Raw genomic sequence first — 17,000 nt, 5'->3', positions numbered from 1 at the left:
CCTACCTCACAGTTCTATAATCCGTTGGTCTATTTCAAGGCCCAGTATATCAAAATTATTCATAGCAGATATCATCACAATTAATTGTACAAATATGACTCAATATGGATAAAATAAATAAACAACTTTGATAAGCAGGTGCCCGTGATGTCAAATAATCAAGTAAATACTAGTCAACATTTTGTGATCAAGAATCTAAATAATTACCTCAAATATCATAATTTACCCATTAAACTAAGTGAAGGAGGAGTTTGCCATGGTTTATCAAATTTATATATTTCCTATGTATTAAATGGGAAGGAGGAAGAGTTTGAGGACATTTTGTCGTATATTGCACAAAAGAACCCCCCTCGTAATGAGCTTTATGATAATCAATTATTTGTTTGGGTAGAGAAGATTATTAATCTTCAAGCATGCGATCGGCAAATCACTCGCAATCAATTCACCCAATCTAATTCGCATGAATATATGCACGTGAAGTATAAATATTTACAGTCCATCTTTAAAATAGGATTAAATACAAGTCATGAAAACTGGGCCGAAATAATAAAAGATATCAACCTTACTGGAAATGAAGTCATGCGCGTCAGTAGTTTAGAGCATTCTGTAGCAATCTCACGCGATAAAAATGGTTATAAAGTATATGACCCTAATAATACGATAGTTAGTCAGAAATTCCAGACTGAAGAAAAAATGACGGAATGGTTGTCAAAAAAAGCCTTTAATTTTTCACTGTCTTCCTCTGGCAGAAAACGGCTTGGTATGAGTATAGATGTTATTAGTACCGAGAAAAGAGAATTCCCTAATTTAAAACAGGACTTATTAAATAAATATATAAAGCCCTCAGAAAATACAGGAAGCGATCAAGAAGGAGGTGATGCCTTATATTTTGCTATAGCAACTGATGATGTCGAAACCGTTGAACATATTTTAAAAGAGAAGGCATTTAATCTTGATGCACGTTTAGTAGTTCTCGCCATTAGTAATGATTCAAATAATGTCCTAAAAATCTTGATGGATAAAGGGGATAATGAAGGAGAAAAAGAACTCAATAAGAAATTATTAACCGATGCCTTATACTTTGCTATTAAGATAGGACGATATCGATGTACTGAAACACTATTGAGCAATAAAACCATTGATGACGTTTTCAATCGAGAAATCGACTCTCAGAAATTTTCTGATCTATTAAAGAAGGCTTTTGAAGGGATGAATAGTGAAATAATTACTCTTATATTAGACAAAAAAATAGAATGCATAGGTTCCCAGGAAAAGACTTTAAGTATATCAAAAAAATTTTTATCTCAATTGATAAATATTTCTATAGATAAAAAAAATAATGAGGCCATTGACTTGCTTGCGGATAGAATTAAAGATTTTGATAAAAGTTTTAATGATGAACAAGACCCTGCAAAAAGTCATACAGCACGATTAGAATTTTTAAAAAATGCCATAGCACATAATGATCCGTTAATGGTTAGGAAACTAATAAATAGATTAAAAATAACACCGGATGAATTAAACTGTCTGAAAATAGGCGTCTCTATGGTGAATAAATACAATATTGAAATCTTTACTACCTTGAAAGAAAAAGGTTTTCAATTTTCGCCGCTAACAGATGATTTAATCAAAAGTAAGCAAAAACAAAGCATTGGTATTATAAAAAGTATTGGGATTGCTTTGATGCGTTTTTCAGAGTTTATTACGCTGCAAAATAAGATTAAAGTAGATAATGATAAAATCAATACATTATCTATTTTCAAGGAAACAGTTCAATCCATACGTAATGCAAACGAAGAGAACCGAGCTGAGGTTCGACCGGGCTCCTGAAGACGCGGTCGAACTTCAGCGTTCGCTATACTGCCCTTATGGTTATTAATTTTTCATGTCGCCATAAGCCTATCTGCAAAATTTAAATCATTCGGAGCTCTAGTATAAAGACCCTATATTTTTTGCGAAATGCACCTTCTGCATCAAATACAGATTTAAGACACAAAATATATACTATTCTATTAAATTCTGCTTCAATATAAGCACAAAGAAGGAGATATAACTATGCGTAAGTGCATTAATTTAATTTTCGCTGTAGCATTAGTTTTTGTTGTAGATACAGGTCAAGCAAGTCGCTTAATGGAAATAGAGCAAGAACTCAGTGACTCTGTTATTACCACCAAAATTACAGCTAAATTCACTGAAAGCAGACATTTAAATCCCTTAAAAATCTCAATCAATACTGAAAATGGAGTAGTTACCTTAGGTGGTTATGCTCCCGATAAGGAAGCCTTTGTAGAGGCTTTGCGCATTGCCAAAAACACAAAAGGGGTCAAAACAGTCCATGCGAATAATTTGCATATTAAGAAAATCAACACAGCTTTTACTGATGCTTTCATCACAGCAGAAGTTGAAACAGCAGTTCTAAAAGCTAAAGTACTGGATGACGAATCAATACCATTAGTTGGAATCAATGCAAGCACAACCAATGGCGAGGTTATCTTGTCAGGACATGTAAAAAGCGCACAATCTATTGCAGCTATTATTAAAAGGGTCAATGAGATATCCGGTGTTAAAAAGATCACTACTAATTTAGAAGTTCAGGAGAATACATGAGTCCATTAACACGATTTAAATTTTTTCTATGGTTTTTTAGCCACTTTAAAGTAGCCCTTATTGGATATTTAAAGCCCAAGCTAATTAAACTAACAAGTAAAGAAATTATTGTGCGTCTGCCTTTAATAAGACGCAGCAGGAATCATCTTCATTCGATGTATTTTGGCGCCTTGGCAGTTGGTGCCGATATAGCAGGCGGATTGCATGGTTTTTATCATGCTGAACTCGCTAAATGCAAAGTATCCCTCGCTTTTAAATCATTTCAAGCCCAATTTTTGCATCGACCAGAGTCTGATGTTTACTTTGTATGTACAGAAGGCAACGAAGTCAAAAAAATGATAGAAGAATCGAAAACCTCTGGTGAGCGGATTAATAAACCTATTCACATTAAAGCTTATACAAACTATCTTACTCAGCCAGAAGAGATTGCCAACTTTATTCTTGAGCTCTCGGTAAAAGTGATAAAATAATTGATAATTCTAGCCCCTTACCTTATTTGACAAAGCCCCCCCCACTGTCTAATTTAAATCATAAGGAAACCATTTTCCGCAAGGATTTTATCTATGATAGAGCTAATAATTGGAACCCAACCTGATGATGAAACCTGCGGTCCAACCAGTTTACGCGCCATTTATTTATATTACGGTCTAAATTTGCCATTAGAAGAAATTATCCAAGAAGTAGATAAATCACTCTCAGGAGGAACCTTAACGCCAATGCTTGGAAAACATGCTCTGCTTCAGGGATTCCAGACAACAATTTATATCTACAACCTCAACATCTTTGATCTTACCTGGTTTCATAACGGAGAAGCGAACAATTTTTTTCTGAGACACAAACTTGAAACTCAAATGAAATATAAAAATAATGATCCTTACATCGTCAAAGCAACCCTGGCCTATTTAGATTATTTAGAATTAGGGGGTAAAATTCGCTCTAACTCTCTTAATGTGGATTTACTAAAAAAATATTTTAATAAAAAAATACCTATTTTAACTGCATTAAGCGCTACATATCTATACCGCAGTCCAAGAGAACACTTTACTCCAGAAGGTAAATCAGTTTACGATGATATTCGTGGTGAGCCTTGTGGGCATTTTGTTGTACTATGTGGTTATGATGAAAAAAAACGTCTAATCATAGTCGCAGATCCGCACGCAGAAAACCCTCTGTCTCATAACAATTATTATAAAGTAAGCATCAATCGCTTAATTAACTCTATAATGCTTGGTGTACTAACTTATGATGCGAATCTACTCATAATTGAACCTAAAGAGAGATAAATGCAAACAGTTATTGTTACTGATGATCTTGATAGCTGGTCTTTTTTAAGTGAACTTGCCCCAATAGTACATGCTTTGGAATATCTTAGCGGGGATGAATACCACCAAAATAAATCTTTTCGAGTTATTAATTTATGCCAATCCTATAATTATCAAACCATTGGCTACTATGTTTCTTTACTTGCACAAGCTCGAGATCATAAAGCAATCCCTTCTGTACACAGCATTCAGGATGTTTTAAATGTCAGCTTATCTAAACTCATTTCTCAAGACACTCATGAAGAAATTCAACACAGCTTACATGATATTAAAGGGAATGAATTTGTTTTGAGTCTATATTTTGGACAGAATCTGGCAAAACGATATGCCACTCTGGCCAAACAACTCCATGGCCTTTTCCCTATGCCACTCATTCGTTTTTATTTAGAAAAGAAAAAACAATGGCGAATTAAAGCCATAACTCCTTTGTCTCTATCTGATGTGCCAGAACACCATTTGGAATTTATGCATCAGTCAGCTAAAAATTATTTATCCAAAAAAAGAGTTCATCAATGGCGTAAAAAACAACGATTTCATGATCTGGCAATTCTTGTGGATCCTTCAGAACCTAATGCACCTTCTAACAAAAAAGCATTGGAGCTTTTTGTTTCTTGTGGCGAAGAATTAGGGTTGAACGTTGATATCATAGATAAAAATGAAGCAAAAGCAATTGCAGAATATGATGCTTTATTTATTAGAGCAACTACTTCAGTCAATCACTATACTTATCGTTTATCACGTCGTGCTTCCCAAGAAAATCTAGTGGTGATTGATGATCCACAGTCTATTATAAAGTGCTCCAACAAGGTCTATCTTGCTGAACTCTTAAGCAGCCACCAGATCATGACTCCAGAAACTGTATTTATCAGTAAGTACGATAAAAATTTGCCTAAATTTGAATTTCCTTGTGTTTTAAAAAAACCTGACAGCGCTTTTTCTCATGGGGTCATTAAAATAGATGATGAAAAATCATTACAAAAATCTTTAAACCAATTTTTCAAAACCTCAGATTTAGTCGTTATCCAGCCATTTATCCCTACAGAATTCGATTGGAGAATAGGTGTTTTGGATAATAAAGCGCTTTTCGCATGTAGGTATTTTATGGCTAAGGGGCACTGGCAAATTTATGACTGGCATTGCCTGAAGAAAAAAAAGAAGGCGACAGCGAAACTCTTCCTCTTCATGAGGTACCTGAGGCCATAATCAAAATAGCCTTGAAAAGTACCCGACTAATTGGTGATGGCTTATATGGTGTAGATATCAAAAGTCATGGTAACAAATACTACGTCATAGAAGTGAATGATAATCCCAATATCGATCATGGTCTTGAAGATAAAATACTAGGTCACAATTTATATCAACAAATTATGAGTGTATTTTTACAACGTATTCGCAGGAAGCATGGCTATGTCTGATTTCCCTATTTTTTCGGTTCTAGGTATAGAAATAGAATACATGTTGGTAGACAAGGATAATTTGAATGTCCAGCCTAAAAGCGATCTAATTTTGAATGCCTTAGCAGGTCATCAGGTTAATGAAATAGAGCTAGACGACATAGCAATCAGCAATGAGTTAGTCTTGCATGTGCTTGAATTAAAAAATAATGGCCCTAAACCGTTACATAGTCCAGTCAGTGCGCATTTCCAAAAAACTATCCAGGCTATTCAACCACTACTTACCCAACATAATTTATTGTTGCTACCTACGGGAGCACATCCTTGGATGGATCCTCATACTGAAACTGTTCGCTGGCCTCATGGCAACCATGATATTTATAACCAATTCGACATGATTTTTAATTGTCAAGGTCATGGCTGGGCAAACTTGCAAAGTATGCATGTTAACTTGCCTTATTCTAATGAAGAAGAATTTTGTCAACTGCACAATACTATTCGTTTACTCCTTCCTTTATTACCAGCACTAGCGGCCAGCACCCCGTTTTTAGATGGAAAACCTACAGGATTACTAGACTCAAGGCTATATTTTTATAGTCGGAATCAGCAACTGATCCCGTCTATCTGCGGTGAAACTATTCCCGAATTCATCAGAACAGAAACCGAATACCAGGAAAAAATTCTTAATCCCATGTATCAAGATATTAGTCCTTATGATCCAAACGGAATATTGCAATATCAATGGTTAAACTCTCGTGCTGCAATACCTAAATTTGATGTAAAAGCAATTGAAATTCGCATTCTAGATAGTCAGGAATGTGTGGAGGCTGATATTGCAATAGCCAAAGCAATTAATGCTATTTTGAAATACTGGCAAAGTGCTTCAAATATTTATCTGGATAAACCTTGTGACACCAAGATTTTGAAGCAGGTTTTCGATCAAACCATAAAAAATGGGTTAGCATGCCGTATCGATAACAAACAATTATTAGAACAATGGCAATTACCTGCCCAAGAAATGTCTGTTAATACCATATGGTCACATCTTATCGAAAAAATTAGTCATGAGCTTGATAGGAAACAACAGCAAGCCTTGGAACTTATTTTAAGGCAAGGAAATTTGAGCGAACGGATTATTAAGGCAAGTGGCCTCTATGCAGATCACAATTCATTAAAGCAAGTTTATAGGCAACTAACATATTGCTTACTCTCTAACGAACAATTTATTCCATAATGAAAAAATTAGCTCTTGTCGTCAGCTGCGAACATGCTGTCAATACAGTGCCCCCTGAGTATCAAAAATTATTTGAGCCACATAAAGAACTGCTGGAATCACATAGAGGGCTTGATTTAGGAGCATTGGAAGTTGCTGAATCAATTCATCGAATGAATCAATGTAATCTTTATAAAGCAACTTGCACCAGATTATTAGTCGACTGCAATAGAAGTGCCAACCATCCCAATTGCTTTACTGAAATAACCAAGACTTTATCAGATGACGAAAAGAAAAAAATTCTTAATCAATATTATTTTCCTTTTCGTAACCAAGTCATAAATAATATACAACAATTCATAAACCAAGAACTGCAAGTTTGGCACTTATCCGTACACAGCTTTACACCAAAGATGAATAACCTTATTAGGACTACTGATATTGGAATTCTATATGACCCACAACGATCGTCAGAAAAAGCCCTATCCAAGCAATGGCAAAAAGAAATTAAAACCCTTTATCCCGAATATAAGGTACGAATGAATTACCCATATAAAGGAATTAGTAATGGGTTTACCACTTCCCTACGCAAAAAATATACTCCTGATGAGTATATTGGAATCGAATTAGAAGTGAACCAAAAATTTACTTTAGGCCTTAACCATATGAACAATCTCAAAAATATTTTAGCATTAAGTGTATTAAAAATTATGTGTTAATATTAGCTTAAGCATTTTTCTTTATAATATTCCCAGTTAATTTTTTAGTATCGTAATGATTTCAGAATACATAAAGCTCTTAGAATCATTTAAACAAAATCAGTTTTCCAAGTTAATCGAAAAAATTAACTCTAAAGTCATTGCTACTTTGAAAAGCAACCACTTCAATCCCAGGCTCGCACCTTATTTAGAAAAAATCAATAAAGACGGTGTTCCATTTACCGATTTTGATCTTGACCCAGAAAATATTTCTCAAATTAAAAAACTCATTAATGCCCTTTACCATGCTCGTTTGGCTTTCCAAGATTTAGAGAGGGTTGATGTAAAAAATTTAAGCCAAACCTATTCTGATCTTTCTCTCCTTTATAACAATACTATTCATCAGGCCTATCAGGCGTGCTATTTGATCACTAATCTTGATGTTGATTTGCAAGAAATCTTTAAGGAAGAATTAATTCTCCTTCTTCCTTTAGTTAGCAAACTTCAAACCTTTGCTAATGAACACTCAGAAGATACCAAACAACTGGCGGAATCGCTAAAAGATTTGCCTTTAAGTTATAAAGCTGGTGAAATCAGTGGAATTGCAGTAGAACAAATGCGTCCAAGCACTGGAGACTGGGATTATCAATTTCTCACCCAATTTAGTGCTGTATTACCTGGTTATATAGAGCAACTAACTCAATACATCAGACAATACTCTTCCCAAATTATAGAAAAAGAGCCTACTCTCAATAACGCAAAAACAGAAGAGTTACAAAATACAGCTCTTAAATTGTTAAATGACCTAGAAAACTTGAAGGGAAATGACTTTTTCGTATCCCTTAAAGTTTTAAATTACATTCATATTATTCGTAATATTATTACTTTAGCTACAAGCTCTATTGAGCAGATGGGGCACTTCAGCGCTTCATCGCAAGATGTTATTCGCGATAATTTAGCACAATTAAAATACGTTTTATTACCCAATTTATTCGGTTTAGTGGATAAAATTGAAGACAATGTTATGCTTAAGCCCGGCACGTTGTCTAAGCCGCTAATGGAAAAAATCAAACCTCTTTATGAACTCCTAATTTACTATGCATCCAAACCCGTAGATTTCAAAGAAAAAGGGGAAGAATTACTTAGCATTGAGGATTCTCGTTTTCTTGCTCTAAGATTGGAAAGAACTTATCAACGTATTGATGAAGCAAATAAATCTCTTTTTAAAATCCAAAAAGCCCAAGAGGCATTAGACAGCTTTTATGAAATATTAAATAATCCACTTTATAAAAATCTCTCTATAAACCAATTATCTAAAGAAATAAAAAGTCAATTGATTACGCATTATAAAGTAATCAGTCCTTATATGATGAATGTGGATATTGACCTAAATGCTTTATTAATTGATAGTCTACAACAAGGAGCGGAATCTTGGACCTCCTATCTAATGAAACCATGGCATTGGATAAGTGGCCAGCCCCCTGCTGATCAGGTCAGCATTGTTTTAGCAAAAAAAGAAGCGCTGCAGGCTCTAATCACCAAAAAGAAAATAACTCAACAATTTCATATCGATTTGAACAGAGATCTCATCGACTCAGTCCATAAACAAACTAATCTGACGTTATTTCCATATAGCGAAAAAACGAACGTCTTTACCATCGATGAAGCATCTGCTTTAAATCCTGCCAATAGTGCTACAACCAAATTGCAATTCAAATTAGAGAATGGGCATAATTTACTAACTAACCCTGAAAATTTAACCTCCGATCAAGCTCTCGATCTCTATCAATGGTATAGAAATAAGCGTGAAAAATTTAGAGTTGCTAGTGACGCTTATAATGAATTTATCGATATTTTAAAAAAACAAAGCAAAATCATAACAGAAATAGAAAGACGAGCCGTCTACTTAAATGATCTCGATAAAGCAACTAAAGCTCGGTGCCGAAGTTTATATAATATATTTCAACCCTATTTTATTAATGGAATACCTCCTGAACTGAGAGCTTCTGCAATAAGTTTTGATAAATTTTTGGTTCATTCCTTTTCCGATGAACCATCAATCTATACAGCCCCAGCAATTGATTTATTTGAAAAATTGGACGAGCATTTTCAAATTTACTTTACTGAAGTTGATTTGCAATGGAATAAAAAGAGCAAACAATATTTAAAATGCGCCCAAGAAAAATTCACCAGTGAAAATACTGTTATTAAACTAGATCACGATGCAACTCTCGAAAAGAGAGCGCATCGCTTAATTAAACATACTAAGTTTTCTGAATACTTTCAGAAAATTAGAGCAGAACTGAATCAAACTATTTTATTGTTTAATCACTCAATGAAAGCTGAGTTACAGCAACAATCCAAGGGAATCCCTTACCCAGAATTAGAAGATAAAAATAAAGAGCTGTCCCAAAGTGAACAAGTTATCGCCATAAAACGTCTGTTCAATAGTCTTTATCATATTGAAAAAATTATATTGGAATTAGAAAAATTAGATACTCACAGCTTTGAAAGCGTGTATGTTTATCACTTGGTACAAGTTTATGATCATATCAACGAAATCAAAAAATTAGCCTTAAAACTGGCTTCAGATCCCCACTTTAAGCTGATAGGAAGAGATTTACTAGAAAAAGCGCAAATGCTTTTTGCAACAATACAAGAACACAGTGATGCTTATCAAGTGTCATCAGAAGAAGTACACTATAATAAAGAAATTCAATACACTGCTCTTTGGTATACGCTTAATGCTTTTTATATTTTACCAAAACACATTAGAAGCTTACGAAATAATAATTACCTTACGACAGAGGAGCTCAATGAGCTGCATTTAAAAGCCAAAAAAGCAAACGTTACAATAGAAAATATCATTAAAAGTTCAAATTCTTATTTCAAATTATTTTTACAATCACCGGTAATGTATCTTCTTTATAGAGAAATGACCAATAAACTCCATGAGTTTATTGGTACTTCTCATAACACCATAATGAATAATCTAGATCAGTTCCGGTCTAAAATTTTCACCCCCATGCTTATGGAAGCCGACGTTTGGGAAGATAAACTTGGTTTAGTTCCCGGCACTATCTCCGGACCACTAAAAAAAATAACTGATGAGTATTATAAAGGTCTGTTACACTCTTTGCAGCTCCACTCTAAAATCCATATCAAAATGGTATGTGATAAGGCACCTTTAGAGCAAAGAATAAAAACAACCAATAAAAGCCTGGAAAATGCCACAAAGCATTTAGAGAAATTAGAAAAAAATTATAAACCTATCATTAAATTATATGAGCTTATTCAAAGCAGAAATAATTTATCCGGAGGTTTTTTGCCTGCCTCTCCTTTGGTTATAAAATTGACAGAAGAGCAACTAATTGAAAATTATCCAAAGGCTTTGTATAAATTAGTCAAATTACAAAAAAAACTGCCTCAAAATACCGACCCGGATCCAAAGGATTATGAATTAGATGCTTTCTTAAACTCACAGCTGAAAGAATATGAGCCCAAATTAACCCTTATCAAAGATTTGATCATTTCTAGTTATCATCATTATCTAGGCTTAAAAGCAACTTATCTTATGAAGGCGAACACCGCCAAAGAAAAATTACAATATCTTAATGAATTAAAATTAACTCAGGAAAAAGAAGATCTTCTCTATATCGAAGAGTACACGACCGAATCATTCGACAAACAATTAGAAGTTTTGTGTAACCGTCATATAGGCCTTCAATATACTGATAAAGAGTATCGTACAAGACTTAGAGAATACTTGTTAGTATTTAAAAAAGAAATTATTAATCTCTCTAAATTCGAAGAAGATATTAATTTGACTATAAAGAATTTATTAAAACAAAAAATCAAAAAATTTGAAGAAGATAATTTTGTTAACTATTATCATCTTGATGCAGTAAGAGTTGCTTTAGCTCAATTTAAAAATTATTTTAGCCTTTCAACGAAAGCCATTGAGCATAAGAAATTCACATTTGAAAGCGAAGACACGTTGGCGAAAAAGACAAAACTGATCAACGATCTAATCGATATTAGTGAGGCTCAAACTTTAATTATAAACGGGAAGACTATTCCAGTTACTATAGAAGAGCGCATCAAACAAATATCCTCTCAGGTAAAAAATCCTAATTTTGAAAGAATTATTATGGATCATAAACGAGAGAATTATTTCAGTTGGAATTATTTAAAACAATGCATTTTATCCCTATTAGAAGCTCTTCACTTATACACACCGGACAGAAGAAAATTATTTAATAACTTGCAAAGCTCAGTTAATACAAAACCTCAAATTAATGAACTGGCTAATCGTTTTGGATTATTCGCCGGAAAAAAACCTGCAACAGCAGTTACCCCAGAGTATATAGCTGGCAAGGATGAAACATTAAATACATCGCCATCAGTTGCAACGACATAGAAATATTTTGTATTAGTTTCTTCCAAAACGGCGAATTTAACAAAAGGCACAAAATGATTGTTTAATAATCATTGATTTCCTATAATTCAACTCCCTGTATAACAATAATAAGGTAATTATCGTATGAAAAAATGGACAGTGCTCGCTGCAAGCAGTATTTTAATGGTGAATGCGTATGCGAATGAAACATTCTGTGGATATAAGGATTTTTTCCATTTGAGCGATAGGACGCATCCAGGTATTTATGTTGTGAGCGGCTACAACGATTCCGATGTCGTATTGCAAATAGTTGGCCCACGGAGTTTTGTAATTAGAGATGGCTTTGATTGTCGTGCAGGATATGCTCATGTCACCGTCGCTTACGATAGTGCCAATTGGTGCGTATTAGATATTAATGATGGTCCTTTTATGAATCACCCGGTTGTTAGTGCCTCTTGCAATGGGCTGCGCTATATTAATACCACTTATGATGGCGTTGGAAGTTACTCTTACTCCATTCACATCGAATAAGGACACACACCCTAAAATGAAATCTCTATTCGGCATAAGAAAATTAAGCTTATTTTCTTATGTCGTACCCTCATCCTCCACTTAATATATAATGCGCTGCCTGCTCAGCTATCATCATGACTGGAGCATTAGTATTACCAGAAACAATTTGAGGCATAATAGATGCATCAGCTATTACTAGCCCTTCCATACCATGAACATGTAGTTGCGGATTCACCACCGCCATTTCATCATTCCCCATCCGACAACTCCCAACCGGATGATACACCGTATCAGTACGTTGTCTGATTAAATGAATCAGCTCTTCTTCTGATGAAGCATGATATAAAGCTTTCCCTTGATAAATTGAGAAAAGGTTATTTTCCATGATTTCCAAGCTCATTTTATAAGCGCGCATCATAATCTTTAAATCTTCATCATGAGATAAAAAATTAGGATCAATTGCTGGAGCTTGCAAAGGATTTGCAGATTTTAATCGGATCCGACCACGACTCTTGGGACGTAGTACACAAAAATGAAGAGACATGCCGCGAGAAAAATGGAGATTATGGAAATGGTTATCAACGATACCTGGTACAAAATGTAATTGAATATCTGGTCTTGTGGTTTTAGATTCAGTCGATAAAAAACCTCCTGCTTCAGCAAAATTTGATGTTATCAAGCCAGTGAATGATTTCCTATATACTCGAAACGCTTTGAATATATCCCATAAAGCAGTTGGTCCCAAACCTAAAAGATCGGGATGATTCGATTTATAGATATGCACATAATCGGGATGATCATGAAAATTTTCCCCTACTCCAGGTAACTCATGAATACAATTTATCCCATGCTTCGACAACTCATCTTGAGGACCAATTCCTGATAATAGAAGCAAATGAGGTGAACTGATTGCACCTGCACTTAATATAACCTTCTTGTTTGCTGTGAATTCGATTATTTTACCTCTATGTTTTACTACAACGCCTTGACACCGTTTATTGTTAATTAATAACTTCAAAGCGTAACTTTTAGTTAATACTTTTAAATTTGACCTGGATAAAACAGGATCTAAAAACGCATCAGCAGCCGAATGCCTTTTACCTCCCTTTTGAGTCACCTGATATAAACCGACACCCGCCTGACTGGCGCCATTAAAATCAGGATTTTGTTGGTATCCACAGGCAACCCCTGCTTCAACAAATATTCGTGAGGCCGGATTGGGGCTTATTAAATCACTAACAGATAACTCGCCTTCCTGTCCATGATAAGCATCATGAAGCGAGCAATTATGTTCAAATTTTTTAAATATTGATAAAACAGAATCATACGCCCAGTCATTTGAAGTAGTTTGCGCCCATTCATCATAATCTTCGCGTTGACCGCGAATATATATCATGGCATTAATTGAGCTAGATCCACCTAAAACTTTGCCCCTTGGTTGGTAGCCGCGACGATTATTAAGACCAGGCTGGGGTTCTGTATAATAATGCCAATTTTTTATACGAAATGGCATGGTCATGACAGTACAAAAAGGGATCTGAACAAAAGGAGATTTATTGCTGCCTCCGGCTTCTAACAATAAGACTTTATTTGCTGGCTCCTCACTTAATCTTGATGCTAAAACACACCCCGCGCTACCGCCGCCAACAATAATATAATCGAATTTCATATTATAGATCCTTGAAATAGTAGGGCGTTAGCCAATAAAGAACCCAAGCGATTTAACCATCTTTGCAAAGAGTCTGTCTTACCAAAAACAAAAAACTATACAAGAATATTCTAAAATACCCGGCAGAGATGACAAGCTAATTAAGTTAAAACATCCAAATTAGAGGCATCGAGGACAAATGCCATAAATATTTAAAGCATGATCTGTCATCTTAAAATGGGCACGTTCCGCAATTATTTTCTGCCTTTGCTCTATTATTTCATCTACAAATTCTTCTACTCGCCCACATTTAACACAAACAAGATGATCATGGTGCTCCCCCTGAGACAACTCAAATACTGAATGGCCTCCTTCAAAATTATGCCGGGTAACTAACCCTGCGGCTTCAAATTGGGTAAGGACTCTATATACAGTTGCTAGACCAACATCTTCACCTGAATCTAGTAAGGCCTTATAAACCCCTTCTGCACTTAAATGATGATTGCGGGACTGCTCCAATATTTGTAAAACTTTTATACGTGGCAATGTGATTTTTAATCCTGCCTCTTTCAACTGCTGACTTTCTTCCACTTGTGCTCCTTAACAATAATGAATTCCGAATTTTAGTCATTATTTTTTGCAAAATACCAATGATGCCATTTCTAACTGCCTACGACTTTTATTTTCAACCATTTCAGATAGCGAGCTTCATCTAAACAATGACAATTTCAAATTCCACATCAGGACAGGTGCCTTTCAATAAATGGCATGTTATTATGGCGAAATTTTACACGGTAGGCAAAAAAATGCGAATAATAACTTTTTTTATTTGTTCTATTTTAACATTAGCTTTAACACAATGTGCATCCTATGATTTCTCAAGGCGCATTACTCAACAAGGGAATTTATTGCCCCAATCAAAAATTGTCCGCTTAAAAATAGGTATGAGCAAAAACGATGTCGCCATTTTAATGGGCACCAGTTTAATGAGTCCAACTTTTAATAACGATCGATGGGACTATGCTTATACTTGGCGCCGAGGAAAAGGAAGCATAGAGATACGTACTGTAGTCTTACATTTCTCCAATGGATCTCTGGCCCAAATAGAACATAAGCCATAATTTATCTTAAGTTAAAATCAGGCTCCATTTCTTATTTCCCACGAATGGCTACTGAGAGTTCCTCGCAAAATTGAGACAGCGAGGAACTCAGGAATGATCGCGAAACCTAGAGTTTTTCGGCTACTGCTATGCATTGACAAGCACCTTTGTTGTAAAACTCTAACTCCGCACTGATTTTTTAAATTGAGCTAATCGACGGCGCTTTTCTTTAGGATCCAGTGTGAGGGGCCTATAAATTTCTATCCGGTCCCCCTCTTTTAAGACAAAATCCATGGGAATTTGTTTGCCGTAAATACCAAAAGGTAGTTCTTTAGTTTCGGGATATTGCGAATAGATATTGGACTCTATTAACGCCTGTTCGACTGTAGAACCTGGCCTCAACTCCATTTTGCAATGGAGACAACTCCCCGACTGAGCGATGTAAATTAATTCAACCTTTACCATAAATGGCCTCAGCTCTTTCACAAAATGCATCCACCATTTTATCAGTTACCTGATCAAATATTGGCCCAAGTAACATTGAAAATATTTTACCTGCAAACTCAAACTCCAGATCGAATGAAATCTTACAACCTTTGTTATCCATCTCATCAAAACGCCAAAATCCCTCTAAGTGACTAAATGGTCCATCAACTAAACGAATTTCAATCATTTTATTTGCTTGCAGTCGATTACGCGTAGTAAATGATTTACTCATCCCTGCAGCAGAAATAATCAAAGTAGCTTGCACTTCATCCTCATCACGATGAAGAATCTTGCTTCCAGCACAATATGGTAAAAATTCGGAATAACGTTCCACATCATTAACCAATCCATACATTTGCTCACAGGAATAAGGTACTATTCGTGCTCTATTTACTATGGTCATTACAAAACTCCTTGAACCTGCTTATTAAGCCAAAGACTAAGGTCCTTGATTTCCTCAAAACATATGGAGTGTTCCATGGGATACTGATATAGAGAGACTTCTGTATATCCTTTAGTTAATAACCAATCTTTACTCTGTTGGGTCCATTTTGGAAGCACTAAAGGATCGAATTGCCCTGCTCCCATAAAAATTGGGGTACTCTTATCCATCTGTGGCTTATTATACTTTGCTAAGGGCAAATAGGCAGATAATGCAATAATTCCTCCCAGGCGACCACTCATATGAAGGGCTGTATGTAATGCCATAGCCCCACCTTGAGAAAAACCCGCTAGAAAAATCTGATGAAGCTTGAATCCATAATTCAATTGAGCATCTATTATCTTTCGGATTAGTAACTCAGACTGTTCTATACCTTCTTTATCTTCTTTGTCCACTAATTCTAATCCATGGATATCGTACCAAGCCGGCATTACCATTCCTCCATTCAAGGTTACTGGTATTGACGGAGCATCAAGAAACACATGCCTTAAAGCCATATCCTGGATAGTCAGCTGTTCCGCTAAACCCATCATATCAGAGGAATCAGCCCCTAACCCATGCATCCATATGACACATGCCTGCGCCTTTTCTAAGGGCTCTTTCATATAAACGCTCAAAACGAATTCTCCACGCAAAATTGAAATTATCGCCAATGCGAGAGAGCAGTGCAAGTTTGGCATTAAAAATATATTGAACAAATTGTTATCTTTATGACTGAAATAGCAAAAATACCCTAATTTTCTTAAAAAACAGTAAAAAATCTCTATAAATATTGATTTTTTGTGTATAAAATTTTATCATTATGCTCGTTTGGTAAATTGCAGCATTGTGTTATGAGTATTTTATTTTTAGCAAGAAAGCTGGCCTCTGATTTTGGGCTCATTGAACAAGTTCAAGAAAATAATAGTCATAATCAATTCAATTATCGATTTTATTCCTCCAAACCAGATCCAAAGACAAACACTTTATATGGAGCACCTGGCTCAGGTTTTATATTGCAAAACAACATCTTCATATATTGGTTTAGAGATGGAAATAACAGCTACGTTATTGAATCAACAAAGAAATTGACAAAAGATAAGCTTGATATTTTACACCGGTTGCTCATAGATAACCTACACTCTCTGGATGAGATAATTGACGCCTCCGCAAGCAGCTCTATTTTTTCCAGGCATACC

17 protein-coding genes are annotated in these 17,000 nt (G+C 35.2%); 12 read left to right on the top strand and 5 right to left on the bottom strand.

Annotated elements, in window-relative coordinates; translation table 11 throughout:
* The first annotated feature begins 147 nt into the window (after positions 1-147).
* The 10 genes from OK13_RS15495 to OK13_RS11600 all read left to right on the top strand — a co-directional run bounded on the left by OK13_RS15495 (position 148) and on the right by OK13_RS11600 (position 12,164).
* Entirely contained in the window at positions 148-1,830 is a 1,683-nt protein-coding gene (locus OK13_RS15495) for a YopT-type cysteine protease domain-containing protein (RefSeq protein ID WP_241480549.1), read from the top strand.
* 225 nt (positions 1,831-2,055) lie between these two features.
* Positions 2,056-2,607, top strand: coding sequence for a BON domain-containing protein (locus OK13_RS11635; protein WP_035890956.1), 552 nt, complete (start codon positions 2,056-2,058; stop codon positions 2,605-2,607).
* Positions 2,604-3,077 carry a hotdog family protein gene (locus tag OK13_RS11630; RefSeq protein ID WP_035890955.1) on the top strand — a complete coding sequence of 158 codons (474 nt, stop codon included), beginning with the start codon at positions 2,604-2,606 and terminating at the stop codon, positions 3,075-3,077. The genes OK13_RS11635 and OK13_RS11630 overlap by 4 nt, the downstream gene beginning before the upstream one ends.
* A gap of 93 nt (positions 3,078-3,170) precedes the next feature.
* On the top strand, positions 3,171-3,890 hold the full coding sequence (locus OK13_RS11625) for a C39 family peptidase (protein ID WP_035890954.1): 720 nt from the start codon (positions 3,171-3,173) through the stop codon (positions 3,888-3,890).
* Positions 3,891-5,132: a RimK family protein gene (locus OK13_RS11620; RefSeq protein WP_277619303.1), complete on the top strand. Its 1,242-nt coding sequence runs from the start codon at positions 3,891-3,893 to the stop codon at positions 5,130-5,132. It begins immediately after the preceding gene.
* Positions 5,133-5,143: 11 nt separating this feature from the next.
* Positions 5,144-5,344 carry an ATP-grasp domain-containing protein gene (locus tag OK13_RS15910; protein ID WP_277619302.1) on the top strand — a complete coding sequence of 67 codons (201 nt, stop codon included), beginning with the start codon at positions 5,144-5,146 and terminating at the stop codon, positions 5,342-5,344.
* Positions 5,337-6,557 (top strand): glutamate-cysteine ligase family protein, encoded by a 1,221-nt coding sequence (locus OK13_RS11615; protein WP_035890953.1) that lies wholly within the window; start codon positions 5,337-5,339, stop codon positions 6,555-6,557. The genes OK13_RS15910 and OK13_RS11615 overlap by 8 nt, the downstream gene beginning before the upstream one ends.
* Positions 6,557-7,255 carry an N-formylglutamate amidohydrolase gene (locus tag OK13_RS11610; protein WP_035890952.1) on the top strand — a complete coding sequence of 233 codons (699 nt, stop codon included), beginning with the start codon at positions 6,557-6,559 and terminating at the stop codon, positions 7,253-7,255. The genes OK13_RS11615 and OK13_RS11610 overlap by 1 nt, the downstream gene beginning before the upstream one ends.
* 55 nt (positions 7,256-7,310) lie before the next feature.
* On the top strand, positions 7,311-11,654 hold the full coding sequence (locus tag OK13_RS11605; protein WP_035890951.1) for a hypothetical protein: 4,344 nt from the start codon (positions 7,311-7,313) through the stop codon (positions 11,652-11,654).
* Positions 11,655-11,777: 123 nt separating this feature from the next.
* Positions 11,778-12,164 carry a hypothetical protein gene (locus tag OK13_RS11600; RefSeq protein ID WP_035890950.1) on the top strand — a complete coding sequence of 129 codons (387 nt, stop codon included), beginning with the start codon at positions 11,778-11,780 and terminating at the stop codon, positions 12,162-12,164.
* A gap of 70 nt (positions 12,165-12,234) precedes the next feature.
* On the opposite strand, the gene OK13_RS11595 is transcribed toward OK13_RS11600, so the two are convergent.
* Positions 12,235-13,815 (bottom strand): GMC family oxidoreductase, encoded by a 1,581-nt coding sequence (locus OK13_RS11595; protein WP_035890949.1) that lies wholly within the window; start codon positions 13,813-13,815, stop codon positions 12,235-12,237.
* 159 nt (positions 13,816-13,974) lie between these two features.
* Positions 13,975-14,385, bottom strand: coding sequence for a ferric iron uptake transcriptional regulator (gene fur / locus OK13_RS11590; RefSeq protein WP_035890947.1), 411 nt, complete (start codon positions 14,383-14,385; stop codon positions 13,975-13,977).
* A 185-nt stretch (positions 14,386-14,570) separates the two neighbouring features.
* On the opposite strand from fur, the gene OK13_RS11585 reads away from it, so the two are divergent.
* A complete protein-coding gene (locus tag OK13_RS11585; protein WP_035890945.1) occupies positions 14,571-14,915 on the top strand; it encodes an outer membrane protein assembly factor BamE in 345 nt (114 codons plus the stop codon).
* Positions 14,916-15,074: 159 nt separating this feature from the next.
* On the opposite strand, the gene OK13_RS11580 is transcribed toward OK13_RS11585, so the two are convergent.
* From OK13_RS11580 to OK13_RS11570, 3 genes are read right to left on the bottom strand one after another with little or no spacing between them, the layout of a single operon-like run.
* Positions 15,075-15,359: an RnfH family protein gene (locus OK13_RS11580; protein WP_035890944.1), complete on the bottom strand. Its 285-nt coding sequence runs from the start codon at positions 15,357-15,359 to the stop codon at positions 15,075-15,077.
* Positions 15,346-15,783 (bottom strand): type II toxin-antitoxin system RatA family toxin, encoded by a 438-nt coding sequence (locus OK13_RS11575; RefSeq protein ID WP_035890943.1) that lies wholly within the window; start codon positions 15,781-15,783, stop codon positions 15,346-15,348. The genes OK13_RS11580 and OK13_RS11575 overlap by 14 nt, the downstream gene beginning before the upstream one ends.
* A complete protein-coding gene (locus tag OK13_RS11570) occupies positions 15,783-16,427 on the bottom strand; it encodes an alpha/beta hydrolase (RefSeq protein WP_081964925.1) in 645 nt (214 codons plus the stop codon). The genes OK13_RS11575 and OK13_RS11570 overlap by 1 nt, the downstream gene beginning before the upstream one ends.
* A 228-nt stretch (positions 16,428-16,655) precedes the next feature.
* Here OK13_RS11570 and OK13_RS11565 point away from each other — a divergent pair.
* The coding region (locus OK13_RS11565; RefSeq protein ID WP_035890940.1) for a hypothetical protein at positions 16,656-17,000 on the top strand (345 nt) is incomplete at its 3' end.

Origin of the sequence: Legionella norrlandica (assembly GCF_000770585.1) — a bacterium.
Lineage (GTDB): Bacteria > Pseudomonadota > Gammaproteobacteria > Legionellales > Legionellaceae > Legionella > Legionella norrlandica.
The sequence above is the reverse complement of the archived record's forward strand: the minus strand, read 5'-3'. Positions and strand labels throughout refer to the sequence as shown.